This window comes from Pseudomonas sp. GW821-FHT07G10 (genome assembly GCF_059418545.1).
The window spans coordinates 354,695-378,139 of sequence record NZ_JBWKQB010000002.1 but is presented as its reverse complement, the minus strand read 5'-3'; the positions used below and the strand labels follow the sequence as shown (position 1 = coordinate 378,139).

The window sequence follows — 23,445 nt, the reverse complement described above, 5'->3', positions numbered from 1 at the left end:
CATGCCGCAATCCCAAGCCATTAATCTTTCGCTGATCGCCGCTATCGACCTGGGCTCCAACAGCTTCCACATGGTCGTGGCCAAGACCCAGAACGACGAAGTACGCCTTCTGGAGCGGCTCGGCGAGAAGGTTCAGCTGGCCGCCGGGATCGACGAGGAGCGTCAACTCTCCGAAGAGTCCATGCAGCGCGGGCTCGATTGTCTGAAACGTTTCGCTCAACTGATCATCGGTATGCCCCCGGGCGCGGTGCGGATCGTGGGCACCAACGCCCTGCGCGAGGCGCGTAATCGTGGCGAATTCATCCGCCGCGCCGAAGAAATTCTTGGCCACCCGGTAGAAGTCATCTCCGGTCGTGAAGAAGCACGCCTGATCTACCTCGGCGTCTCCCACACCCTTGCGGACACTCCGGGCAAGCGCCTGGTGGCCGATATCGGCGGCGGCAGTACCGAATTCATCATCGGCCAGCGCTTCGAACCGCTGCTGCGTGAAAGCCTGCAAATGGGCTGCGTCAGTTATACCCAGCGCTATTTCCGCGATGGCAAGATCACCCCGGCCCGTTACGCCCAGGCTTACACGGCGGCGCGGCTGGAGATCATGAGCATCGAACATGCCCTGCATCGCCTGACCTGGGATGAAGCCATCGGCTCCTCGGGCACCATCCGCGCCATTGGCCTGGCGCTAAAGGCCGGCGGTTACGGAACTGGCGAGGTCAACGCCGAAGGCCTGGCCTGGCTCAAACGCAGGCTATTCAAGCTTGGCGACATCGAGAAAATCGACTTCGAAGGCATCAAACCCGATCGCCGGGCGATCTTTCCGGCGGGTCTGGCGATTCTTGAAGCAATTTTCGATGCCCTCGAACTGCAACGCATGGACCACTGTGAAGGCGCCCTGCGTGAAGGCGTGCTCTATGACCTGCTGGGACGTCATCATCACGAAGACGTCCGTGAGCGCACTCTCAGCTCGCTGATGGAGCGTTACCACGTCGATCTGGAACAAGCGGCCCGGGTTGAGCGCAAGGCGCTGCATGCCTTCGATCAGGTCGCTATGGATTGGGATCTGGATGACGGAGTCTGGCGCGAACTGCTGAGCTGGGCAGCCAAAGTCCACGAAGTCGGGCTGGACATCGCCCATTACCAATACCACAAGCACGGCGCCTACCTGATCGAGCACTCCGACCTGGTCGGCTTCTCCCGCGAAGACCAGCTAATGCTGGCGCTACTGGTGCGCGGCCACCGGCGCAATATTCCCAAGGACAAGTTCGCCGAATTTGGCGATGACGGCATGAAGCTGATTCGCCTGTGCGTGTTGCTACGCTTTGCGATTCTGTTCCACCACATCCGCGGCACCCAGGAAATGCCTCAGGTGGTGCTGCACGCCAACGGCGACAGCCTGGATGTGCTGTTCCCACAGGACTGGCTGGATGAGAACCAGCTGACCCAGGCTGACTTCGCCCTGGAAGCCGAGTGGCTGACCCGCGTAGGCATCGTGCTTAACGTTCGCTGAAAACAAAATGGCGATCCGCAAGGATCGCCATTTGTTTACGTCTCTCAACCCTCGCCGGCGTTATCGAACGCTCAGCACTGGATTGCTCAAGCGCTCCAGCAATGTTGCCTGGGCGCTGCGCGGGTTCTGGTTACCGGTCGGTGTGTTGCGAATGTATCGACCGTCCGACTGCAGGCTCCAGCTATGGGTGTTATCGGTGAGATAACTTTCCAGCTCTTTTTTGACCCGCAGAATCAATTTCTTGCCCTCGACCGGGAAGCAAGTCTCGACGCGCTTGTCGAGGTTGCGCTCCATCCAGTCGGCGCTGGACAGGAACATCTGCTCTTCGCCACCGTTGAGGAAGTAGAACACCCGCGTGTGCTCCAGGAAGCGACCGATGATCGAGCGCACATGGATGTTGTGCGAAACCCCGGCGATACCCGGCCGCAGGCAGCACATGCCACGTATCACCAGATCAATGCGCACCCCGGACTGACTGGCCTTGTACAGCGCACGGATGATCTTCGGATCGGTCAGCGAGTTGAACTTGGCAATGATGTGCGCCGGTTTGCCGTCGAGGGCGAACTGGGTTTCCCGGGCAATCATGTCGAGCATGCCCTTCTTCAGGGTGAACGGCGCATGCAGCAGCTTTTTCATACGCAGGGTCTTGCCCATGCCGATCAATTGACTGAACAGCTTGCCGACGTCTTCGCACAAGGCATCGTCTGAAGTCAGCAGACTGTAGTCGGTGTAAAGACGGGCGTTGGCGGCGTGATAATTGCCGGTACCCAGGTGGGCGTAGCGGACGATTTCCCCGGCTTCACGACGCAGGATCAGCATCATCTTGGCGTGGGTCTTGAAGCCGACCACGCCATAGATCACCACCGCACCGGCCGCTTGCAGACGGCTGGCCAGTTGCAGGTTGGATTCCTCATCGAAACGCGCACGCAACTCGATCACCGCAGTGACCTCTTTGCCGTTACGCGCCGCATCGACCAATGCATCAACGATTTCCGAGTTGGCGCCGCTGCGGTACAGCGTCTGACGGACCGCCAGTACATGCGGGTCCTTGGCGGCCTGACGCAGCAGGTCGACCACCGGTGTAAAGGATTCGAACGGGTGTAGCAGCAGGATGTCCTGCTTGCTGATCACGCTGAAAATGTTCTCGCTGTTTTGCAGCAGTTTCGGAATCTGCGGCGTGAACGGCATGTATTGCAGCTCTGGATGGCTGTCCAGGCCAGTAATGCTGAACAGACGCGTCAGGTTGACCGGACCGTTGACCTGATACAACTCGGTCTCATTCAGGTTGAACTGCTTGAGCAGGTAGTCGGACAGGTGTTTCGGGCAAGTGTCGGCCACTTCCAGACGCACTGCATCACCGTAGCGACGGGAGAACAGCTCGCCACGCAGAGCGCGGGCCAGGTCTTCCACATCTTCGGTATCGACCGCCAGGTCAGCGTTTCGGGTCAGGCGGAACTGGTAGCAGCCCTTGACCTTCATGCCCTGAAACAGGTCATCGGCATGCGCGTGGATCATCGACGACAGGAATACATAGTTGTCGCCCGCACCGCCGACTTCTTCCGGAACCTTGATAATCCGAGGCAGCAGACGTGGCGCCGGGATGATCGCCAGACCGGAATCGCGACCGAAGGCGTCGATACCTTCGAGCTCGACGATGAAGTTCAGGCTCTTGTTTACCAGCAGCGGGAACGGATGCGTCGGGTCGAGGCCGATCGGGGTGATGATCGGCGCGATCTCGTCGCGGAAATAGCGGCGCACCCACGTCTTGAGTTTGGTCGTCCAGTAGCGGCGACGAATGAAGCGGACCTGATGTTTCTCCAGCTCCGGCAACAGAATGTCGTTGAGGATCGCGTACTGGCGGTCGACCTGACCGTGTACCAGTTCGCTGATGCGCGCCAGCGCCTGATGCGGTTGCAGACCGTCGGCCCCGGCCTGTTCCCGGGCGAAGGTGATCTGTTTCTTCAGACCGGCGACGCGAATCTCGAAGAACTCGTCCAGGTTACTGGAGAAGATCAGCAGAAATTTCAGCCGTTCCAGCAACGGGTAGGACTCATCCAGCGCCTGTTCCAGAACGCGGATGTTGAATTGCAGCTGCGACAGCTCGCGATGGATGTACAGGCTGCTGTCATCCAGGCTGGGAAGCACAATCGCCGGCACCGGTTGATGCGGCTCGAACACTATCGACGGCGGGGCTTCCTGCTCCAGCGGGGTTTCGGCGATTGGCTCGACCACAGGTTGAGCCTCATTTACTGCAACTTCGGTGAGTCCTTCGGTATTCATCGAGTGTTCCTGGGAGGGCTATTTTTGCTCTCGTAACAATTGAGCAGCACGAACGGCAAAGTACGTCAGGATGCCATCAGCGCCTGCACGTTTAAAGGCGGTAAGGGATTCAAGAATAACCCCTTCACTCAACCAGCCATTCTGGATCGCCGCCATGTGCATGGCGTATTCACCACTGACCTGATAGACAAAGGTCGGCACTTTAAATTCTTCTTTGACCCGAAAAAGGATGTCCAGGTACGGCATGCCTGGCTTGACCATGACCATATCCGCGCCTTCCGACAAGTCAGCCGCCACTTCATGCAGGGCTTCGTTGCTGTTGGCCGGGTCCATTTGATAGGAGGCCTTGTTGGCCTTGCCCAGGTTCAGCGCAGAGCCGACAGCATCGCGGAACGGGCCGTAATAAGCACTGGCGTACTTAGCCGAATAGGCCATGATCCGCACATTGACGTGATCGGCCAGCTCAAGGGCTTCGCGGATCGCCTGGATCCGACCGTCCATCATGTCCGATGGCGCGACCACCTGAGCACCGGCCGCGGCGTGGGATAGCGCTTGTTTGACCAGCGCATCGACGGTGATGTCGTTCTGCACGTAGCCTTCTTCGTCGAGGATACCGTCCTGTCCGTGGGTGGTGAACGGGTCCAGCGCCACGTCGGTGATTACACCCAACTGCGGGAAGTGCTCACGCAGCGCACGGGTCGCACGCTGAGCGATGCCATCCGGGTTCCAGGCTTCGGCGGCGTCGAGGGATTTGAGCTCCGGTGGCGTTACCGGGAACAGTGCCAACGCAGGAATCCCCAGCTCGACCCACTTGGCAGCTTCTTCGAGCAGCAAGTCGATGGTCAGGCGTTCGACCCCCGGCATCGAAGCGACTGACTCGCGACGGTTTTCACCGTCCAGCACAAAAACCGGGAGGATCAGATCGTCGACAGTCAGAACGTTTTCGCGAACCAGACGGCGGGAAAAATCATCACGACGATTGCGACGCAGGCGGGTAGCTGGAAACAAACGGTTGGCGGGCGTGAAGCTCACGGCAAACTCCTGAGCCCGCGCTGGCGGGCGAGTGTGACAGTTATAAGCGGCCATTATGACGAACAGATTACAGTCGTGCTCACCCCTGTGACCGGTAGTCGCTGGCATTGTCCTTGTAGGAAATGTTCACGTCGAGACACATTTCGATACTTTCCTGAATGTGCCTGAAGGGTTAGGCTGCGCGTTCATTTCGCCAGCATCCAGACAATGCTCCAACAATTTCTTCAGGATTTCGGCTACTTCGCCCTATTTCTCGGCACGTTCTTCGAAGGCGAAACCATTCTGGTTCTCGCAGGCTTCCTCGCGTTCCGCGGATACATGGATATCAACCTGGTCGTGGTCGTGGCTTTCTTCGGCAGCTATGCCGGCGATCAGCTGTGGTACTTCCTGGGGCGCAAACACGGCCGCAAATTGCTGGCGCGCAAACCGCGCTGGCAATTGATGGGTGATCGGGCGCTGGAGCATATCCGCAAGCATCCGGACATCTGGGTACTAAGCTTTCGCTTCGTCTATGGCTTGCGCACCGTCATGCCAGTAGCGATAGGCCTGTCCGGCTATCCACCGGGGCGCTATCTGCTGCTCAACGGGATTGGTGCCGCCATCTGGGCCGCGGCCCTGGCTGCGGCGGCTTACCATTTCGGCGCGGTACTGGAAGGGATGCTGGGCAGCGTCAAGAAGTACGAGCTGTGGGTACTGGGCGCGCTATTGCTGCTCGGCTTCGCCCTATGGCTGCGTCGGCGCTTCAAGAACGCCCGCCTCGCAAAAAAAATCTACGAAGATGAACAGGTCCAAAAGGCCGAACACGCCGAACACGCCAAAACCAACAAACCTACGACGCCAGTCGAGTGAGTCGGTTTCTACAGCAGTAGAGACCGATGCCACTGAGCAAGCTGTAACTGAGCAGGCCGACCCAGCCCACCGCGCTGGCCGGCCAAAGCCCCAGGATCGGCGCCAGCCACACCAGTGGCACGTTCAGCGCAAGGCGCAGCAGTTCCAGCTTGAACGCCCACGGGCGATTCTCCAGGGCCACACCCAGCACAAACAAACCAAACGCCATGTAACTCCAGCCCAGCACCAGCGCGGCCGTCGGCAAACTGTCGCCAAGATTAAGCAAATAGCTACCGAGCGCCGTGTACACAGCGAACTGCATCGCGACATACAGCTGCTGTCGCCCGTCCAGCGGCACCTCGAACTTGCGGAACTGGTTCAAGTCCGGCTTGGTCATCGGGTGCTTCGCTGCCACATCCGCCGGCCGCCAGCCGGTAGGCATGAACCAGATCCGCAGTTTGTCCCACCCGCTTTCGGTACGCCGCGCGTCACTGAGCAGCTGCGCATAAAACTGCAGATTGGCCCACAACGGGTTCCAGCTCGCCAGCGGCGTGGTCACGCCGAAAATCACTGGCTCGTTGTCGTCCTCTTCCTGGAATGAGCCGAACAAGCGGTCCCAAATAATAAACACCCCACCATAGTTGCGATCCATATAGAGAGCGTTCTGCGCATGGTGGGCCCGATGATTGGAAGGCGTGACGAAAAACCACTCGAACCAGCCAAGCTTGGGTATGTGTCTGGTATGTACCCAGAATTGATAGAGCAAATTCAACGCCGCGACACTGACGAACACCAGCAGCGGCACGCCGAGCACAGCCAGTGGCAGGTAGAAAATCCAGCTCAGCAGAAATCCCGTGCTGGTCTGGCGCAGCGCCGTGGACAGGTTGTAGTCCTCGCTTTGGTGATGCACCGAATGCGCCGCCCAGAGGATGTTGCGCTCATGGCCCAAGCGATGCAGCCAGTAGTAGCAAAAGTCATAGAAGACGAAGGCAAACACCCAAACCCGGACGCTCTCGGCCGACAGCTCGATCACCGCCAGATGCTTCAAGGCAAAAGCATAGGTGATCAGCCCTACACCTTTGGTCAACAGGCCCGTAGTGGTCGACAACACGCCGGTACTGAGGCTGTTGATCGCGTCTGCCACGCGATAATTACTCACGCCACGCCAGCGGTCAGCCAGTAACTCGACAGCGATCAATACAAAGAAAAACGGCACTGCATAAAGGATGAAGTTCATGACGCGACCTGATCAGAATCGTTATCCAAAGATTAGGTGGAGTCGCGCAATAACCCTATGGCAACGAGTGACAAATTAGTGGACATTTAACGCCATGAATCTGGAGAAAAACCCATGAGCAAAAAAGTTGCAGTGATTCTTTCCGGCTGTGGCGTGTATGACGGCGCCGAGATCCACGAAAGCGTGATCACCCTGCTGCGCCTGGATCAGCGCGGTGCGCAGGTGCAGTGCTTCGCCCCTGATATAGCCCAATTACACGTGATCAACCACCTGACCGGCGACGAAATGCCCGAGTCGCGCAACGTGCTGATTGAATCGGCGCGCATTGCCCGTGGTCAGGTAAAGGATATTCGCGAAGCCAGCGCAGAAGACTTCGACGCACTGATCGTGCCCGGCGGTTTCGGCGCGGCGAAAAACCTCTCCAACTTCGCCATCGAAGGTGCCGGCTGCTGCGTCCAGACAGAAGTCCTGGCCCTGGCAGAAGCCTTTGCCGAGGCCGGCAAACCGGTCGGGCTGATCTGCATCTCGCCTGCATTGGCGGCAAAGATCTACGGCCCGGGCGTGATCTGCACCATCGGCAACGACGCCGATACGGCGGCAGCAATGAACAAGATGGGCGCCACCCATGAAGAGTGTGCCGTGAGCGATATCATCGAAGACAAAGCACGCAAACTGGTCAGTACCCCGGCCTATATGCTCGCGAAATCCATCAGCGAAGCGGCTTTTGGCATCAACAAACTGGTTGATCGGGTACTGGAGCTGACTGACGAAAACGAGGCGTAAAGCCGGCTGCATGATCGTTTGATCGTTCCCACGCTCGCGCGTGGGAATGCCTCACTGGACGCTCTGGATGTGACGCGGAGCGTCACGGGCTGCATTCCCACGCAGAGCGTGGGAACGATCAGTTCAGCGCATCAGCCGCGTGAGGATCCGGTCCAGCGCATTGGCGAACGCCTGCTTCTCGCGATCACCGTGGGGCGACGGACCGCCGCCCATCTGGCCCTGATCGCGCAGGTCAGTGAACAAGTTACGCACTGCCAGCCGCTCGCCCATGTTCTGCGGGTCGAATTCCTTGCCTCGCGGATCAAGGGCAGCGACGCCCTTTTTGATCAAACGATCAGCCAGCGGTACATCGCTGCAAATTACCAGCTCGCCGGGCACTGCGTGTTCGACCAGATAATCATCGGCCGCATCCGGGCCGCTGGGCACCACAATCAGCTTCACGCAGGCATAGCCCGGCTTGATCTGGCTCTGCCCCGCCACCAGCAGCACTTCGAACTGGCGCTTCAAGGCAAACTTGATCACCTGATCCTTCGCCGCCTTGGGGCAGGCGTCGGCATCGATCCAGACACGCATTTTGTATGTCCCTCTAAAAGCATCGCGGGCAACGACTGGGCGCCCCTGCGCTAGACGGTGGGAGCGAGGCTTGCCCGCGAAATGAGCGAAGCGAATGCGTCAAGAAGCCTGCAACCGCCGCGTCTCTGCCATGCGACTACGGCTGTAAAGCACGATGATCGCCAGTATCGCCACTGCCTGGGCACTCAGTGAATAGGCATCAGCGTGGATCCCCAGCCAGTCGAAGTCAAAGAACGGTACCGGCCGGGTGCCGAAGACTCCGGCTTCCTGCAAGGCTTTGACGCCATGTCCGGCAAACACCACCGACAGCGCGCACAGCAGACCGGCGTTGATCCCGAAGAACAGCGCCAGCGGTAATTTCGCCGAGCCACGCAGAATCACCCAGGCCAGACCGACCAACAGCACCAGCGCCGTCGCACCGCCCGCCAGCACCGCGTTGTGACCGGCCGTGCCGGCTTGCAGCCAGAGGGTTTCGTAAAACAGGATCACTTCGAAAAGCTCGCGGTACACCGAGAAGAATGCCAGCATCGCAAAGCCGAAACGTCCACCGCCGCTGACCAGGCTGCTCTTGATGTAATCCTGCCAGGCAGCTGCGTGGCGGCGATCGTGCATCCATACACCCAGCCAAAGCACCATGACGCTGGCGAATAACGCCGTCGCACCTTCGAGCAATTCACGCTGGGCACCGCTGACATCGATCAGGTAAGCCGCCACCGCCCAGGTCGCCAGACCGGCCACCAGCGCCAACCCCCAACCGATGTTAACGCTGCGCACCGCCGACTGCTGGCCGGTATTACGCAGGAACGCCAGGACCGCAGCCAACACCAGAATCGCTTCCAGACCTTCACGCAGCAGGATCAGCAAGCCGGAGATATAGCTCAGGGACCAGCTCAGACCATCGCTGCCCAACAGACTGGCCGACTCCTTCAACCTGGCTTTTGCGATGTCCAGACGCTGCTCGACCTGAGCCATTGGCAAACCGTCCTGCAACGACTGACGGTAGGTCATCAGGGATTTTTCAGTGTCTTTGCGCACTTTGGCGTCGACGTTGTCCAGGGAGCTCTCGACCAGCTCGAAGCCTTCCAGATACGCCGCAACCGAGAGATCGTAAGCCTGTTCACGATCGCCAGCACGGTAGGCCGCGAGGCTCTTGTCCAGCGTCGCCGCGGTGTAGCCGAGCAACTGCGCCGGGCCGCGCTTGACCTGCGGCGGCTGAGCGCGCTGGGCACGGAAAGTCACCGCGGCCTCAGGGCCTTCGGCGGCCAGCACTTCACCCGGAGTCTGGCGGGCCAGATCGGCGAGGTTGAAGTTCTTCTGGCTTTTCGCCGCAGCCGGGGCGGCGCTGAAGCTGGCGATGTATGTCGCCAGATCCCAACGCTGGCGATCATCCAGTTGATCGGCGAAAGACGGCATGTCCGTACCCTCGACACCCAATCCGAGGGTGTTGTAGATCGCGTAAAGGCTCAAGCGATCCATCCGCGCAGCATCGCGCAGGTTAGCCGGCGGTGGCGTCATACCGACGCCTGCCGGACCGTCGCCAACGCCTGTGTCGCCGTGGCACACCGAGCAATGCTGGGCATACAGCGGTGCACCACGAGTCGGGTCCGGTGTGATGATCGGTGCCTGGCTGACCTCGTAGGCCACTGCCAGTCTGGCCCCCAGCTGCCGTGCTTGACGGCTGACAGCGGCACCGTCCTGGCGAGCCGTGACGGCGGCGCGCAGGCTACCGACACCCTGCTCCAGCCCGGCCTGTTCCGGCTTGCCCGGCAAGGCAACGATCAGCCCTTGCAGAACGCTCAGAAACTCAAGTTGCTCGCGATACTCGGGCTCATCAATGACCTTTCCCGCCTCGACCGTGGACGGGTAATCCGCTCCAATATAGTCGAGCAAATGCAGCGCCTTTGGAGCGCCTTCCACGGTATCGGCCAGTAGATTGAAGCTGCATAACGCAAACACCGGCAGCACCAGCCAGGCCAGGAAACGGGACGGGGCAGTCATTAATGAATCTCAATTGAAAATACGAAGTAACATATTGTTCACTTCGAATGAGTTTCACTCAAGCGCTGTCATGCACTCATGCCTGAGGCCAAAAAGCCGAAAAATCCTCCTGAACCCTTGCCATACAGGGTGTAGCGCCATTTTTGCAGCGAGCACAAATAATCTGACTACCCCAAGTATCCCGTCGGCCAGAGCTGCGAAAGCCCAGAAATATCGGAAGCCCTGATAGTGGCACCGCGCCAAGAAATGAAATTAAAAAGCCATTACATTGCCATCTTCGAAGTCTATAATGCCGTAGCCCGGTTATTCCTAAAGGGTATTTAAGCTCCTCTTCTAATGAGGAATTGGCAGGATAGTCTCTCTCCCTACCGATTGGTTCATCCAGCCCGACCAGCACGCTCGGCTGATTACGTTCAGGGAAGAAGTATTCCAAATGGCATCCCGCGCCCTCACTTCGCTCGCGCTCAGCGCAGTCACTTTGCTTGCCGGTTGTACGGCATTGCGCAGCTACGACACCGAACTTCAGGAAACCAACCAGCAGTTGAGCACCGGTAACGTCGATGCCGCACTGACCTTGCTGGAAAAGAACAACCGCAGCGAAGACAAAGACCTGCTCTATTACTTCGAGAAAGGTGAACTGTTGCGTGCCAAAGGCGATTTGGCCGGTAGCCAGACCGCATGGAAAAGCGCCGATCAGGTGGTGGGGGCCTGGGAAGATTCGGTCAAGCTCGATACCGGCAAGTACCTGTCCCAGTTCGGCAGCTTTCTGGTCAACGACAAGGTCCGTCGCTACGAAGGCTATGACTACGAAAAAGTCATGCTGACCACCCAGATGGCGCTGAATCTGCTGGCCGTCAACGACTTCGATGGCGCCCGCACCGAAATCAAGAAGACCCACGAACGTGAAGCGGTCATCGCCGAACTGCGCGACAAGGAATACCTCAAGCGCGAAGACGAAGCCGGGAAGCAGGGGGTCAAGACCGAGTACAAAGACCTCAAAGGGTATCCGGTGGAAAGCCTCGATGCACCAGAGGTAGTCAGCCTGAAGAACAGCTACCAGAGTGCTTTCAGCCATTACCTGGCCGGCTTCATCTACGAAGCTCTGGGTGAAAAAGACCTCGCCGCTCCGGGCTACCGTAAAGCCGCAGAATTGCGCCCCAATACCCCACTACTTGAACAAGCGTTGCTGAACCTCGACAAACCGGCCGCCAAGACCGAAGAAAGCGACATCCTGATCGTCGTGCAAAGCGGCTTGGCGCCCGCCCGTGACTCCATCCGCATCCCGCTGCCATTACCGATCAGTGGCAATCTGGTCATCACTCCCCTGTCGTTCCCGGTGATCAAGCCAGACACCTCGACCGCGACCTTCGCCCAGATCGGCGTGGACGGCCAGCAACAGAACCTGACACCACTCAACAGCACCACCGCCATGTCCCGTCGTGCCCTGCGTGACGATATGCCGGGGATCATTCTGCGCACCACTGTGCGTGCCGTTACCCGCGGCGTTGCACAAAAGCAGTTGAACGACGTCAACCCGCTGGCCGGCCTGGCCTTGGGTATCACTTCGACAGTGATGGAAGGTGCCGATACCCGTACCTGGCGCACCCTCCCTGACGCTACCCAGGTCATGCGCCTACGCCTCAAGAAAGGCGAGCATCTGGTGAGTCTGCCCAACGCCCTTGGCGGCTCTCAGGTGATGGTCAAAGTCGATCAACGCTATCAAGTCATCACCCTGCGTGTCGTAGGTCATCAGGTGTTCACCAGTGGCATTGCTGCCCATGTAACACCTGCTGCCAATCCGCAGGCCGTGGCCAGCCTCAAACAACCTTAAGCAGAGAGTCTTTCATGCGCTTCAAAATCATTGCTGTCGTCGCACTGGCCCTGCTGGCCGGTTGCGCCACCCCACCGCCGGAACCCGGCAGCGCGGCGAGCAAAGTCGTGACCATGGGCAAGCTGAACAACATCGTGGTCGGCGCCATGCGTGTCGCTCGCGAAAATGGCTTTCTGACCGTCAACGTTCAGCTGAGCAACACCAGCTTCAACAACAAGACCATGTACTACCGTTTCGCCTGGCTGGGACCAGAAGGCTTCCCGATCGGTGAAGAAGAAACCTGGAAAAGCCTGACCCTTTACGGCACGCAAACCAGCTTTCTGCCGGCCATTGCCCCTGTGGCGAAAGCTGTGGATTTCCGTCTGGAAATCAAAACGCCTTAAGTCATCCACCCGTTTCGTTCAGCTTTAGAGAGCATTCCCATGTTTGCACGCTTTTCGTTCCTCGCCGTTATCGCCCTTCTGGCCAGCGGTTGCGCCAACAACAATTCGCCGGTTCTGAGCGGAAAAAACATCGCTTACGGCGACAGCAAGGCTGTAGAGCTGGTAACCAACGAGTTCGGTTCCACCGACTTGCAGATGATCGCCGAAACCATGACCCGCTCCCTGGCCCAGTCCGGGATCCTGCAGGGGCGTCCGGTGGTACAGGTTTACGACGTGAAGAACAAAACCAGCGAGTACATCGATACCCGCGAAATCACCACCAGCATCAAGACTCAACTGATGAAGTCCGGCACCGCCCGCTTCGCCAGCGACAACACCGCCATGCAGAGCCAGGTTGACCAGCTCAAGCTGCAAAACCAGAGTGGCCTGTACAAAAAAGGCACCGTGGCCAAGACCGGCAACATGATCGCCGCCAAATACCGTCTTGAAGGTTCGATCAGCTCGATCGTCAAGCGCAGCAGCGATTACAAGGACGTCTTCTACAAATTCAGCCTGCAATTGATCGACGTCGAAAGCGGTCTGGCCGAGTGGATGGACGAGAAAGAGATTCGCAAAACCACGGAGCGTTAAGCAATGCGTGCATGGATTGGCATCATCGGCCTGGCCTGCGCCTTTGGCGTTCAGGCGGCCCCGAAAATCGCGGTCACCGACCTCGCCTATCAGGAGCGGGTGGAGCAATACATCCACGTCGTTTCGGCGCAGAACAACTACCAGGCAGGCGTCTACCACGCCAGCGGTTCGTCGAGTTACAACGAGATCGAAGCCAGCAGCAGTTATATCGAGCAGGGTGAGCTGCGCAAATTCACCGGCGACATCAAGGGCGAGATTCTCAAGTCCGGGATGTTCCAGTTGGTGCAAGGCACGCCGCACACCGCCAAGTCCAGGGAAGACGTCTACGACGTGATCAAACGGATCAAGGCCGGTAACTACAAGGGCGCCGACTACGTGTTGTTCGGCACCTTGTCGGATATTGACTTCACCCGTGATATTACCTCGCTGGCCAACACCGACAGCTATTCGGCGATTCTCGGCCTGAGCCTTGTCGCCGACTTCAGCCTGATCAACACCCGGACCTTCGAAATCACCTCGGCGTTTACCGCCATGGGCGATGGGCAAGACACCAAACTGGTGAACAGCCAGGACGTCAAAGTCTCGCTGAACCGACCTCGAGTGGTTCGCGATGTGTCCAGGTCGCTGGGTGAAGATGTGGCCCGCCAGTTGAGCGAACAACTGGGTGGGCCCCGTTACGGGCAGCCAGGGCAAGCTCCATTGCAAAACAACCTGCCGCGGGATACGGCGCCAGTCATTCTGCGCTAAGCCCCAAACGAAAAAGGCGACCTCAAGAGGTCGCCTTTTTTGTGAGCTGAGTTTTTAAGTCGCGGCGCGGCGAATGGTCGCCAACAACCCGGCTGCACCGATGAACAAACCGGCAAACGTGCGATTCATGCGACGCTGCTGCTTGGGTGTACGCAGCAGGCGCAGCACCTTTGAAGCAAGACCGGTATAACCCGCCATCACGATCAAATCGACAATGATCATGGTCACGCCCAGGATCATGTACTGCGCCACCAGCGGCGCGTGCGGGTCGATGAACTGTGGCAACACCGCGAGCATGAATACCAGCGCCTTGGGATTGCTGACATTCACCAGAAAGCCACGGAATACCAGGGCCAGCGGTTTGCCGATCGGCCGAATCGCCGCATCGTCACTCATGTTGCTCGGCAGTGCCCGCCATTGCTTGACCGCCAGGTAGACCAGATAGGCCACACCAAACCATTTGATCGCATAGAAGGCCGTGGCCGAGGCCGCGAGAATTGCACCGACACCGGCGGCAACAATCGCAATCTGCATCGCCAGCCCCAATTGCAGGCCCAGAGCGTTCCAGTATCCACGCCAGAAACCGTACTGCAAACCGCAAGACATCGACGCAATGGCGCCAGCGCCAGGAGAAAGACTGATCACCCAGCAGGCGGCAAAAAACGCCAGCCATGTTTCAAGCACCATCGCACACCTCACTCAGACTCGTTATAGGTGTCTAAGCTAATGCGCCTTCTGGCGAATGACTATCGATTTTTTGCAGGACAGATGGCCGGCGCAGCGCCTTGCGGCAGCCTTGGGCAGCGGCCAGAGGTTGCTCAGCTACTTTTCGCCAGCGTTCGACGGCAACACATCACTGCCACGCCAGCGGCGCACGGAGCGCTGGAAGAACAGACTGTTGGGGACTTGCACCATCGCGCTGCCATTGCCGGCTTCAGCCGACTCGATCAACGTGGTGTAAAGCAGATTGATCGCCACCACCCGGCCCTTGACGCCTGGCTTGTCGGTGGTGTCCACCAGTTCGACCACATCGCCCAAGCGAAACGGCCCAACGGTGAAAATCAGAATCGCGCAGAGCAGGTTGGAAAGTACGCTCCACATGGCAAAGAACGCCACCGCAGCCACCGCGACAAACCCCGACAAGGCAGTCCAGAGCACCGTCGCCGAGACGCCAAGGCGCTCCAGCACAAGGATCAGCGCGCTGCCCATGATCAGCCAGCGCAACCCCCCACGCAGCGGCATCAGCAACTGCGGCGGGAATGGGTAGCGCTCGCCCAGACGAGTCAGGCATTTGGCCACAAAACGCTGGGCCAGATAACCGGCCAGCAGGATCAGCAGAATTTGCCCGCCAAGCCACAGCGGCTCGACCCAGACCGCAGACAACGGGAGCTGGAACGCTCCCATCAGGACAGCGCCTCCAGCTCCGCCTGCATGCTCTCAAGCAGCTCCAGGGCTTGCATCCAGTTATCCTCCAGCTCGGCTTCACGCACCTTCAGCCTGGCTTGCTCAGCCAATAGATCGCGCAGCTCATCCTTGCGCGAGGCCTCATAGACCGCGCTATCACCGAGGCTGGTTTCGATCCTGGCGAGTTTTTCGTGGAGTTTGCCCAACTCAGCTTCAAGCTTATCGGCTTCACGCTTATGCGGCGCCAGTTGCTGACGCAACGCGGCAGCGGCCTGGCGCTGGGCTTTCTTGTCGGTTTTGTCGGCATTGACCGGCGTGTTGTTGACCGGCGCATTGCGCAGACGGTAGTCAATCAGCCAGCGAGCGTAGTCTTCCAGATCACCGTCGAACTCCTGAACCTTGCCATCGGCAACCAGCAGGAACTCATCGGTGGTGCTTTTCAGCAAATGCCGATCGTGGGAAACCACCAGTACCGCACCACTGAATTCCTGCAAAGCCATGGTCAGCGCCAGACGCATTTCCAGGTCGAGGTGGTTGGTCGGTTCGTCGAGCAATAACAGGTTAGGTCGACCCCAGGCGATCAACGCCAGCGCCAGACGGGCCTTCTCGCCCCCGGAGAAATTCAGCACCGGCTCATCGATGCGCGCACCGCGGAAGTCGAAACCACCGAGGAAGTCACGCAAGGTCTGTTCGCGCTCGGTTGGCGCCAGACGCTGCAGATGCAACAGCGGGCTGGCCTTGGCATCGAGCGAGTCCAGCTGATGCTGAGCGAAGTAGCCCACCACCAGGTTCTCACCGCGCACCAGCCGACCAGCCAAAGGCTCCAGCTCACCGGAAAGGTTCTTGATCAGCGTCGACTTACCCGCGCCGTTCGGACCGAGCAGGCCGATACGAGCTCCCGGAGTGAGTTGCAGTTTGACCTTTTCCAGCACGGTCTTCTCGCCGTAACCCAAGCGGGCATCAGAGAGATCAAGCAACGGACTGGAGATTTTTACCGACTCGCGGAAAACGAAATCGAATGGAGAATCAACGTGGGCCGCGGACAACTCTTCCATGCGCTCCAGGGCCTTGATCCGGCTCTGGGCCTGACGGGCCTTGGTGGCCTGGGCCTTGAATCGCGCGATGTAGCTTTCCATGTGCGCACGTTGCGCCTGCTGCTTCTCGTAGGCTTGCTGCTGCTGAGCCAGACGTTCGGCGCGGGCGCGTTCGAAAGCACTGTAACCACCACGATAGAGGGTGATCTTGCGTTGATCGACGTGGGCCACATGGTCGACCACGGCATCGAGGAAGTCGCGGTCGTGGGAGATCAGCAGCAAAGTGCCGGGGTAACTTTTGAGCCAGTCTTCCAGCCACAGAATGGCGTCGAGGTCCAAGTGGTTGGTCGGTTCGTCGAGCAGCAGCAGGTCCGACGGACACATCAGTGCCTGCGCCAGGTTCAGGCGCATTCGCCAGCCACCGGAGAAATCGCCAACCTGACGATCCATCTGCTCGTTGGTGAACCCTAGACCCGCGAGCAGCTTTCGCGCCCGGGCGTCTGCGGTGTAACCGTCGGCGCTGTCCAGTTCGGCATGCAGGCGCGCCTGAGCGGCACCGTCATGGGCCGCTTCGGCTTCCGCCAGCTCACGCTGCACCTGTCGCAAGCGCAGGTCGCCATCAAGCACGTAGTCGACCGCCACCCGTTCAAGGGTATCGACCTCCTGGCGCATGTGGGCGATACGCCAGTCCGCCGGCAGGAAGCAGTCGCCCGAATCAGGGGTCAATTCACCCTGAAGCAAAGCGAACAAGCTGGATTTACCGGCACCGTTGGCACCGATCAGGCCGGCTTTGTGGCCGGCGTGCAGGGTCAGCTCGGCGTCTTCTAGCAGACGTTGCGGACCACGCTGTAATGTTAGGCTTTGAAGTCGAATCATAATGGCGGCGGAGTCTACCAGCTTCGCTCGCAACTGGCGCGAGTAGGAATATGTCCTCTGACCTGTGGAGCTCCACCCTCACGACCTACGCCAGGCCCGGCGTCGAAAGCGCGTGCCTGGAACTGCAAGCGGCGGGCGCTAATGTCTGCCTGCTGCTGTGCGCGGTCTGGCTGGGCCAGCGAAACGTGGCGTGCAATGCACAACGCCTGCAGCAGCTGCATCAACTGGCCGGACCGTGGCATGGCGATGTTGTGCAACCACTCAGGCAACTGCGTATGCAATGGCGCTCAATGGCCCTTCAGGATGTGCAACTGAATATTCTGCGCGAGCGCGTCAAAGCGCTGGAGCTCGAAGCGGAACGGCAACTGCTGTTGCGTCTGGAGACAACGGCGCGAGATTGGCCAGAAGATGAAGCAAAGGATTTACCAGCCTGGCTGGAAGGACTGGCGGCGCAAGCCGCCAACCTGAACCGCGACGCGCTAAACAAACTGCGCGTCGCGGTAACCGGCGCTTAGGACGCGCTGGTTGAGGTGGTGACGCTCGCTGAGGCTGCTGGTGCTGCAGCAGGAGAGGCTGCTGGAGTGCTCGCAGTCGGTGATGGCGACGTGACTGGAGCTTGCGTCGCTGGCTTGGCCACAGCTGGAGCCGTTGCCGGTTTAGCGGCGGCGACCGGCTTTTTCACGGCTGGTTTTGCAGCCGGTTTGGCGGCAGGCTTGGCTGTGGCTTTCGGTGCCGCTGGCTTGGCGGCAGGCTTGGCAGCAGCCGGTTTTGCGGCTGCCGAAGCTGCCGGTTTAGCTGCAGCTTTGGCAGGCGCTTTAGCCGCGACTGCTTTCGCAGCAGCAGGCTTGGCGGCAGGTTTGGCAGCAGCGGTTTTAGCAGCAGCCGGTCTGGTTGCAGGTTTGGCAGCCGCAGGCTTCGCGGCAGCCGTTCTGGCCGCCGGTTTTGCAGCAGTCGCTTTCGCGGCAGCAGGTTTAGCTGCAGCCGTTCTTGCAGCTGCTGGCTTGGCAGCGGCAGGTTTCGCAGCAGTCGATTTAGCGGCTGGTTTGGCAGCGCTGGCTGCAACTGTTTTTTTCACAGCAGGTTTTGCAGCGGCTTTGGCAGGTGCCTTGGCCGGCGCTTTAGCTGCAACCGGTTTGGCTGCTGGCTGCTTCGCCGGGGCAGCGGCAGGCTTGGCGGAGCGCAGGGTCAACGCTTTGCTGACAGCGTCTTTCACGCGACCAACACCCTGGGCCAGCTTCAGGCTTTCCTGGGCATCGCGCTTGAGTTGAAGAATGTAGGTGCGGGTTTCGGATTGACGATCCTTGAGCGCATCAAGCAAATCTTCAAGCTCCGTCACTGCGTCCTTGGCTTTGGCTTGCGCCTTGGCCTTTCCGGCCGTCGCAGCGTCCTGCAATTTGGTACGAGATTTGTGCAGTTTTTCCTGCGCTTTTCCGCGCTGCTTTTCCAGTTTGGCGAGCAGTTTTTCAGCATCAGCCAAGGCTTGGGAACAAGCGTTTTCCAAATGTTCGAGCAGACTGCCCGAGAGCTGTTGAAGTAAGTGCAACGGAGTATTTACAGGCTTCTTATTGGCCGACATGGTTTACCTCCTGGCTGACGTGACTGCGGCTCATACTAGACCTCTGCTGCTACCGCCGCTAGGGCATGTTGACAGTATCGAATGCTCTACGTTGCAGCGAATTGAAAATGTTCTTCACACCCTTGAAAGTTGCTCAGTCATAGGCGCGTTCACGCTGGCATAATCCATCGCATCTCAGGCCGGAGAGCGCCCATGTCGCGTTATCTTTTTTTATCGTTATGCGTGTTTTTTTCTTTGGCTCAGGCTGCTGAAAAAATCAAAGAAAATGACTCCCACGATCTCGCTTACAGTCTCGGTGCCAGCCTCGGCGAACGCCTGCGTCAAGAGGTTCCCGATCTTGACATTCAAGCGTTGGTGGATGGCCTGAAACAGGCCTATCAAGGCAAGCCGTTAGCCCTCAAAGAGGAGCGAATCGAACAGATCCTTACGGAGCACGAAGCTCAAGTCACAGAGAAATCGGCGCTACCGCAAAGCGAAATTGCCCTCCAGGAGGAGCATCGGTTTCTTTCAGCTGAAAAAGCCAAGCCCGGTGTTCGCGAGTTGGCGGATGGAGTTCTGCTGACCGAGTTGATGCCTGGCAACGGTCCAAAGGCAGGACCAAACGGCAAGGTCCAGGTTCGCTATATCGGTCGCCTGCCCGACGGCACAGTGTTCGATCAGAACAATCAGCCGCAGTGGTTTCGCCTTGATAGCGTGATCAACGGATGGCGCAGCGCATTGCAACAGATGCCTACCGGCGCGAAGTGGCGATTGGTCATTCCATCAGCCCAGGCATACGGTGCCGACGGAGCGGGCGACCTGATTGCGCCCTTTACACCACTCGTCTTCGAAATCGAGTTGCTCGGCGCCACTGACTGAGCAGCAGCACAAACGAAAAACGGCGCGCATAGCGCACCGTTTTGGAGATCTTTTTTGCTGAAGCGAAACTCAGGCCTGAGCCGGAGCCTCTTCTTTGTGAGCCGTGTGCAGCACTTCGATCAGGCAGTCTTCCAGTTCGAAGCGTTCATGCAACAGACCGCCCAACTCTTGGAATTTTTCCGCAACGCATTTTCCAGCGTCACAGAGATCATTGAACGCCAACAATTTTTCGGTGATCACATCGATACGGGGATAAATCGTCTCGGCCAACTCCAGCCCACGTTTGTCACCAAACGCTTTGGCTTCGCCGGTCAGCTGTTCGTAGATCTCGAAATGCCCGGCCGAAACGTAATCGACCAGAACTCCGCAGAACTCCTGCAACGGCTTTCGGTTCTCGCCCAGCGCTTCTGGCTTGGCGCCGAGAGCATCGTAGGCCCGAACCAGTTCGTGACGCTCCTGCAACCAACGATCGATCAGCAGATGCACTCCACCCCAGCGTTCCTGAGCATTCTGACAACTTTCGAGCATGGTGATCTCTCTTCCCTTATGGGTCGTACCGCCCTACACCCGCCGCAAGACTTGAAAGATCAAGATTCGGCCAAGCAGAGCGCCACTGAACAACATAATTCCAATAACACTTGCGGGCCAGATTATGCCCGCACGACATCGGCTTCAAGGTACGCAGGAGATAAAGTTCATACAAGCGTTTAATCTCGAACACATCGCACCAGGACGATCATCACCTGGCCGCTGTCCGCCAGGTAAAACGCAAGAGGTGCAGCAGCTGAACAACGCCCAGAATCGTCATCCCGACGAAGAACAGCAGGCTCCATTCGGGGATGCTCAAATCGAACAGCGTCCATGTGATTTGTGTGCAGTCTGCCGTTCCCTGAAAGACCCGCTTCAAGACACACCACCAAGACATATTTCCAAGCATGTACTCAAGGCTGGGAGAACACTCCAGCCACCGTGCCGGGGGGGCATCTTGCAGCAATACATGGCGCCATGCGGTGACCAGCCCCCCCAGACAACTGAAGATGCTCAACAACCAGTACACACAACAACCCGACCGTTTTGGCCCATGCACGGCTGCGATCAGGCAAATACCCGCGAACACCATCAGAAAAAACCGCTGCACCATACTCAACGAGCAAAGTTGGAGCCCGACCGCATATTCCAGATACAACGAAGCGCTCAAGGCCAGAGCGCCTGCAATGAAAGCCATGAAGAACAAGGATCGTGAAGAGGCCAAAAGCATGGCTTATCCGTAACAGAAGAGACAGGCAGTTACGGTAGAGGAAAGCGCTCAACCCTTTCAAGACAGGTCGTAGCGGACACTTCCTCAAGACTGTAAGGAATTCCCGGCAGAAAAGAGAGGATTGGGTGTAGCTCCATGTAAGACGCTGCCATTACGGACAGTCATGCGCAGAAATTCCAGCGCCTCTGAACGGCTGGCCCCCTTGGCGCCAGAGCCAGCCGTGCGTGGTGCGTCTTACACCTGAGCCGGAACTGGCAGAGGTGAGGCCAGTAAGCGTTTGTCCAAAAGACCCAGGCCCTCCTGAAAGAGCTGATTGCTGCGCTCGGTGTCACCCAATTGAGCCAGCAAGCGTGCAAGCTCGGCACAGGCCTCTGGATTACGCTGCACTCGCAAACTGCTCTCCAGATAATCACGCGCCTTACCCCACAGACTGCTCTGCAGGCAAAGGCGACCAAGGGTCAGCAGCAGACTTGAATCCGCCGGGTGATCTTTCAAACAACCCTCGGCGAATTGCAGTTGCCGCGCAGGATCGCGGCCACGAAGCAGCCCATAGAGCCGGGCCAGATGGCTGTCGTATTTGCGCTTGAGCGCACCACGCAGAATCTCTTCGGCCTCAACTTCTGCACCCAGCTGGCGCAGCTGTTCGGCGTACGCCAGCACCAGTTGCGGCTCCTGGCGCTGAGCGGAAGACAGTTGTTCCCAGGCCCGATTGAGCGATTGCAAACCAACCGCGCCATCTTCTTCCCGCCGAGCTGCCAAAGTGAGATTTTCACCCCAGGCTCTGCGCTCCAGTTCGGCCAATTCGCCAGGGGGCAGAACCTTGTCTTTGCGTAGTTCCGGCAACAGACGGATCAGCGCCGACCAATCGCCCCGCTGCTGATGCAGGCGCTGCAACTGGCGCAGGACCTGAATGCTGCGCGGATGGCGCTCATGCATGGCTTGCAGTGTGACGAGCGCGCCTTGCGTATCATTGCGGTCGGTCTGCAGCTGTGCGTGGCTCAAGGCAATCGCCAACTCGGCCTGAGGCTGGCGCTCAAGGGCCCGCTCCAGCAGGCTGTCGCTTTCGTCATAAAGACCCTGCTCGTTCGCCGCTCGCGCAGCGCCGAGGTAGTACAGTAATGGCTGACGCTCGGCTTCGGCGGCACGATGCAAGTGCCGCTGAGCGCTGGCCCAGCGACCTTCAGCGAGGTCCATCTGGCCGTGCTCGATCGCCAGTTGCACACGGCGACTACGGTTGCGGCGCGACCATGGATTGACCACGCCACCGGACGTTGTCACCAACCCGACCAGCATGTTTATCCCCCAGACCACCAGCCAGATGACTGCCAGCAGCGCCAGGGTCGCCCAAAGGCTCGACTCAAAGCGAAAACTCTTGTAGGCAATCAGGACATAGCCTGCGTGCTCGGCGATCGCCAGCCCCAGCAACGCCGCAGCGGCGATGACCACGAACACAATCACATAGAGGCGCTTCATGGGCTGGTCTCCTGCACAGTATTCGCGGCAGGCTTGGCGGAAGTCTTCAGCGACTCTTCGGCACTCAGACTCCGACGCTCGAGGTAGGCCTGGACCGTGCCTAAAGTCGTCGTCAGATCAGGGGTGATCACCGTAACCGGCTGCTTGCTCAACTCGGCGACGCGCTCAAGCAACACTTTGCTTTGCGGGTTGTCCTGGCTGAAGCTGCTCTTGAGAACATCCCGGGCCTCAGCCAATGCCTGGTTATAAACCGGTGCCTGCCCATTCAGCGCAGCCCATTGCGCCTGCTCAAGAGCCAGGCTGAGGGCCAGACGTACCTGGGTCAGGCTCTGCCCCGCGAGCAGCGGCCGAATGCTCTTGTCGGCATTGAAGTCGATACGGATATAACGCGAGATTTCATCCCACCACTGCGTCCAGCGACTGGCGCCGTCGCCATCAGAAGTCAGGCCCGACAGCGAATCGCCGCGGTTCTGATACTCAGGCGCCAATGCGCTGAGTTCGACCACCTGATCACGCAAGGCTCCCAGTTGCAGAAACAACCCGGTACGGTCCGGCTGTTCAGTACTGCGCAGCGCCGCAAGGCTTTTTGCCAACTGCTCACGGGCGGCGAAGGATGCGGGGTCATTCTGTTCGCGCAGGATCTCGTCGGCGCCTTGCACCAACGCCTGGGCGCTGCTGATATCTTGCAACGCCGACAGGCGAAGGCTGGCCAGACGCAGCAGGTGCTCGGCTTCAGCCAGGCGCCAGTCCTTGCGGCTGGCGCCTAACACGGTTTCCAGTCGCTGACTCAAGCGCTGCTGATCGCCTTGCAACTGAGCCACCAAGCGTCGCCGACTTTCCAGCTCCTCGGCAGCAGGCAATTGCTCCAACTGCGCCGTCAGACGCTGTTCGCTGAGTTTGAGGGTTTGAGCCTGATCGCCGAGCGCCTGCAACTGCCCAAGCTGCTGCTGGTTATTGGCTTGCAGGTTGCGAACCTGCCAAATCCCCCAACCGCCAGCGGCAACGCCCGCAGCCCCCAACAACAAGGCCAGTATCACCAACCCATTGCCTCGGCGTTGCGGGGCAATGGTCGCAGCTTCAGTCGGCGCGTCGAGCGCAGGCTGGATGTCATCTTTAGGCAAGGTTGTTTCGCTCACGTAT

The 23,445-nt window shown here is 59.0% G+C and carries 22 protein-coding genes; 9 read left to right on the top strand and 13 right to left on the bottom strand.

Features of this window, described 5'->3' with window-relative positions:
- Position 1: 1 nt before the first annotated feature.
- Positions 2 to 1,504 (top strand): exopolyphosphatase, encoded by a 1,503-nt coding sequence (ppx, locus tag AC07O1_RS05015; protein WP_495088089.1) that lies wholly within the window; start codon positions 2 to 4, stop codon positions 1,502 to 1,504.
- A gap of 60 nt (positions 1,505 to 1,564) precedes the next feature.
- On the opposite strand, the gene ppk1 is transcribed toward ppx, so the two are convergent.
- Complete coding sequence (gene ppk1 / locus AC07O1_RS05010; RefSeq protein ID WP_495088088.1) at positions 1,565 to 3,784, bottom strand: polyphosphate kinase 1; 2,220 nt, start codon at positions 3,782 to 3,784, stop codon at positions 1,565 to 1,567.
- An 18-nt stretch (positions 3,785 to 3,802) separates the two neighbouring features.
- Positions 3,803 to 4,816, bottom strand: coding sequence for a porphobilinogen synthase (gene hemB, locus AC07O1_RS05005; RefSeq protein ID WP_494990832.1), 1,014 nt, complete (start codon positions 4,814 to 4,816; stop codon positions 3,803 to 3,805).
- A gap of 207 nt (positions 4,817 to 5,023) precedes the next feature.
- On the opposite strand from hemB, the gene AC07O1_RS05000 reads away from it, so the two are divergent.
- A complete protein-coding gene (locus AC07O1_RS05000; RefSeq protein ID WP_494990833.1) occupies positions 5,024 to 5,665 on the top strand; it encodes a DedA family protein in 642 nt (213 codons plus the stop codon).
- Here AC07O1_RS05000 and AC07O1_RS04995 read toward each other — a convergent pair.
- The gene (locus AC07O1_RS04995; protein ID WP_495088087.1) at positions 5,646 to 6,881 is read right to left on the bottom strand and encodes a sterol desaturase family protein; all 1,236 of its coding nucleotides are present in this window, start codon (positions 6,879 to 6,881) and stop codon (positions 5,646 to 5,648) included. The genes AC07O1_RS05000 and AC07O1_RS04995 overlap by 20 nt on opposite strands.
- A 114-nt stretch (positions 6,882 to 6,995) precedes the next feature.
- Here AC07O1_RS04995 and elbB point away from each other — a divergent pair, with 114 nt between their 5' ends.
- Entirely contained in the window at positions 6,996 to 7,664 is a 669-nt protein-coding gene (gene elbB, locus AC07O1_RS04990) for an isoprenoid biosynthesis glyoxalase ElbB (protein WP_495088086.1), read from the top strand.
- Positions 7,665 to 7,787: 123 nt separating this feature from the next.
- Here the strand turns inward: elbB and AC07O1_RS04985 are convergent, their stop codons facing one another.
- Together AC07O1_RS04985 and AC07O1_RS04980 are read right to left on the bottom strand one after the other, a co-directional pair.
- Positions 7,788 to 8,237 carry a YaiI/YqxD family protein gene (locus AC07O1_RS04985; RefSeq protein WP_494990836.1) on the bottom strand — a complete coding sequence of 150 codons (450 nt, stop codon included), beginning with the start codon at positions 8,235 to 8,237 and terminating at the stop codon, positions 7,788 to 7,790.
- A 99-nt stretch (positions 8,238 to 8,336) separates the two neighbouring features.
- The gene (locus AC07O1_RS04980; RefSeq protein ID WP_495088085.1) at positions 8,337 to 10,235 is read right to left on the bottom strand and encodes an FTR1 family protein; all 1,899 of its coding nucleotides are present in this window, start codon (positions 10,233 to 10,235) and stop codon (positions 8,337 to 8,339) included.
- Positions 10,236 to 10,668: 433 nt separating this feature from the next.
- Between AC07O1_RS04980 and AC07O1_RS04975 the strand changes: the two genes are divergently transcribed.
- The 4 genes from AC07O1_RS04975 to AC07O1_RS04960 are packed head-to-tail and all read left to right on the top strand — an operon-like array spanning position 10,669 to position 13,826.
- Complete coding sequence (locus AC07O1_RS04975; protein WP_495088084.1) at positions 10,669 to 12,066, top strand: COG3014 family protein; 1,398 nt, start codon at positions 10,669 to 10,671, stop codon at positions 12,064 to 12,066.
- Between the two features lie 14 nt (positions 12,067 to 12,080).
- A complete protein-coding gene (locus AC07O1_RS04970) occupies positions 12,081 to 12,449 on the top strand; it encodes a YcfL family putative periplasmic lipoprotein (protein ID WP_494990839.1) in 369 nt (122 codons plus the stop codon).
- Between the two features lie 39 nt (positions 12,450 to 12,488).
- Positions 12,489 to 13,079, top strand: coding sequence for a penicillin-binding protein activator LpoB (lpoB, locus tag AC07O1_RS04965; RefSeq protein ID WP_495088083.1), 591 nt, complete (start codon positions 12,489 to 12,491; stop codon positions 13,077 to 13,079).
- Between the two features lie 3 nt (positions 13,080 to 13,082).
- Positions 13,083 to 13,826, top strand: a complete 744-nt coding sequence (locus tag AC07O1_RS04960; RefSeq protein ID WP_494990841.1) for a penicillin-binding protein activator LpoB — start codon at positions 13,083 to 13,085, stop codon at positions 13,824 to 13,826.
- Between the two features lie 54 nt (positions 13,827 to 13,880).
- Here the strand turns inward: AC07O1_RS04960 and AC07O1_RS04955 are convergent, their stop codons facing one another.
- The 3 genes from AC07O1_RS04955 to AC07O1_RS04945 form a co-directional block, all read right to left on the bottom strand.
- A complete protein-coding gene (locus tag AC07O1_RS04955) occupies positions 13,881 to 14,513 on the bottom strand; it encodes a LysE family transporter (protein ID WP_495010413.1) in 633 nt (210 codons plus the stop codon).
- Between the two features lie 135 nt (positions 14,514 to 14,648).
- Positions 14,649 to 15,230, bottom strand: a complete 582-nt coding sequence (locus tag AC07O1_RS04950; protein ID WP_495088082.1) for a mechanosensitive ion channel domain-containing protein — start codon at positions 15,228 to 15,230, stop codon at positions 14,649 to 14,651.
- Positions 15,230 to 17,140 carry an ATP-binding cassette domain-containing protein gene (locus tag AC07O1_RS04945; RefSeq protein WP_495088081.1) on the bottom strand — a complete coding sequence of 637 codons (1,911 nt, stop codon included), beginning with the start codon at positions 17,138 to 17,140 and terminating at the stop codon, positions 15,230 to 15,232. The genes AC07O1_RS04950 and AC07O1_RS04945 overlap by 1 nt, the downstream gene beginning before the upstream one ends.
- Before the next feature lie 50 nt (positions 17,141 to 17,190).
- On the opposite strand from AC07O1_RS04945, the gene AC07O1_RS04940 reads away from it, so the two are divergent.
- A complete protein-coding gene (locus AC07O1_RS04940) occupies positions 17,191 to 17,655 on the top strand; it encodes a TIGR02444 family protein (protein WP_495088080.1) in 465 nt (154 codons plus the stop codon).
- On the opposite strand, the gene AC07O1_RS04935 is transcribed toward AC07O1_RS04940, so the two are convergent.
- Positions 17,652 to 18,716: an AlgP family protein gene (locus AC07O1_RS04935; RefSeq protein WP_495088079.1), complete on the bottom strand. Its 1,065-nt coding sequence runs from the start codon at positions 18,714 to 18,716 to the stop codon at positions 17,652 to 17,654. The genes AC07O1_RS04940 and AC07O1_RS04935 overlap by 4 nt on opposite strands.
- 192 nt (positions 18,717 to 18,908) lie before the next feature.
- On the opposite strand from AC07O1_RS04935, the gene AC07O1_RS04930 reads away from it, so the two are divergent.
- Positions 18,909 to 19,574 (top strand): FKBP-type peptidyl-prolyl cis-trans isomerase, encoded by a 666-nt coding sequence (locus AC07O1_RS04930; RefSeq protein ID WP_495088078.1) that lies wholly within the window; start codon positions 18,909 to 18,911, stop codon positions 19,572 to 19,574.
- A gap of 69 nt (positions 19,575 to 19,643) precedes the next feature.
- On the opposite strand, the gene rsd is transcribed toward AC07O1_RS04930, so the two are convergent.
- From rsd to AC07O1_RS04910, 4 genes are all read right to left on the bottom strand, one after another.
- A complete protein-coding gene (rsd, locus tag AC07O1_RS04925) occupies positions 19,644 to 20,102 on the bottom strand; it encodes a sigma D regulator (protein ID WP_494990847.1) in 459 nt (152 codons plus the stop codon).
- A gap of 211 nt (positions 20,103 to 20,313) precedes the next feature.
- A complete protein-coding gene (locus AC07O1_RS04920; RefSeq protein ID WP_495088077.1) occupies positions 20,314 to 20,832 on the bottom strand; it encodes a disulfide bond formation protein B in 519 nt (172 codons plus the stop codon).
- Between the two features lie 234 nt (positions 20,833 to 21,066).
- Positions 21,067 to 22,305 (bottom strand): heme biosynthesis protein HemY, encoded by a 1,239-nt coding sequence (locus AC07O1_RS04915; RefSeq protein WP_495088076.1) that lies wholly within the window; start codon positions 22,303 to 22,305, stop codon positions 21,067 to 21,069.
- Positions 22,302 to 23,441 carry a uroporphyrinogen-III C-methyltransferase gene (locus AC07O1_RS04910; RefSeq protein ID WP_495088075.1) on the bottom strand — a complete coding sequence of 380 codons (1,140 nt, stop codon included), beginning with the start codon at positions 23,439 to 23,441 and terminating at the stop codon, positions 22,302 to 22,304. The genes AC07O1_RS04915 and AC07O1_RS04910 overlap by 4 nt, the downstream gene beginning before the upstream one ends.
- Positions 23,442 to 23,445: the final 4 nt, after the last annotated feature.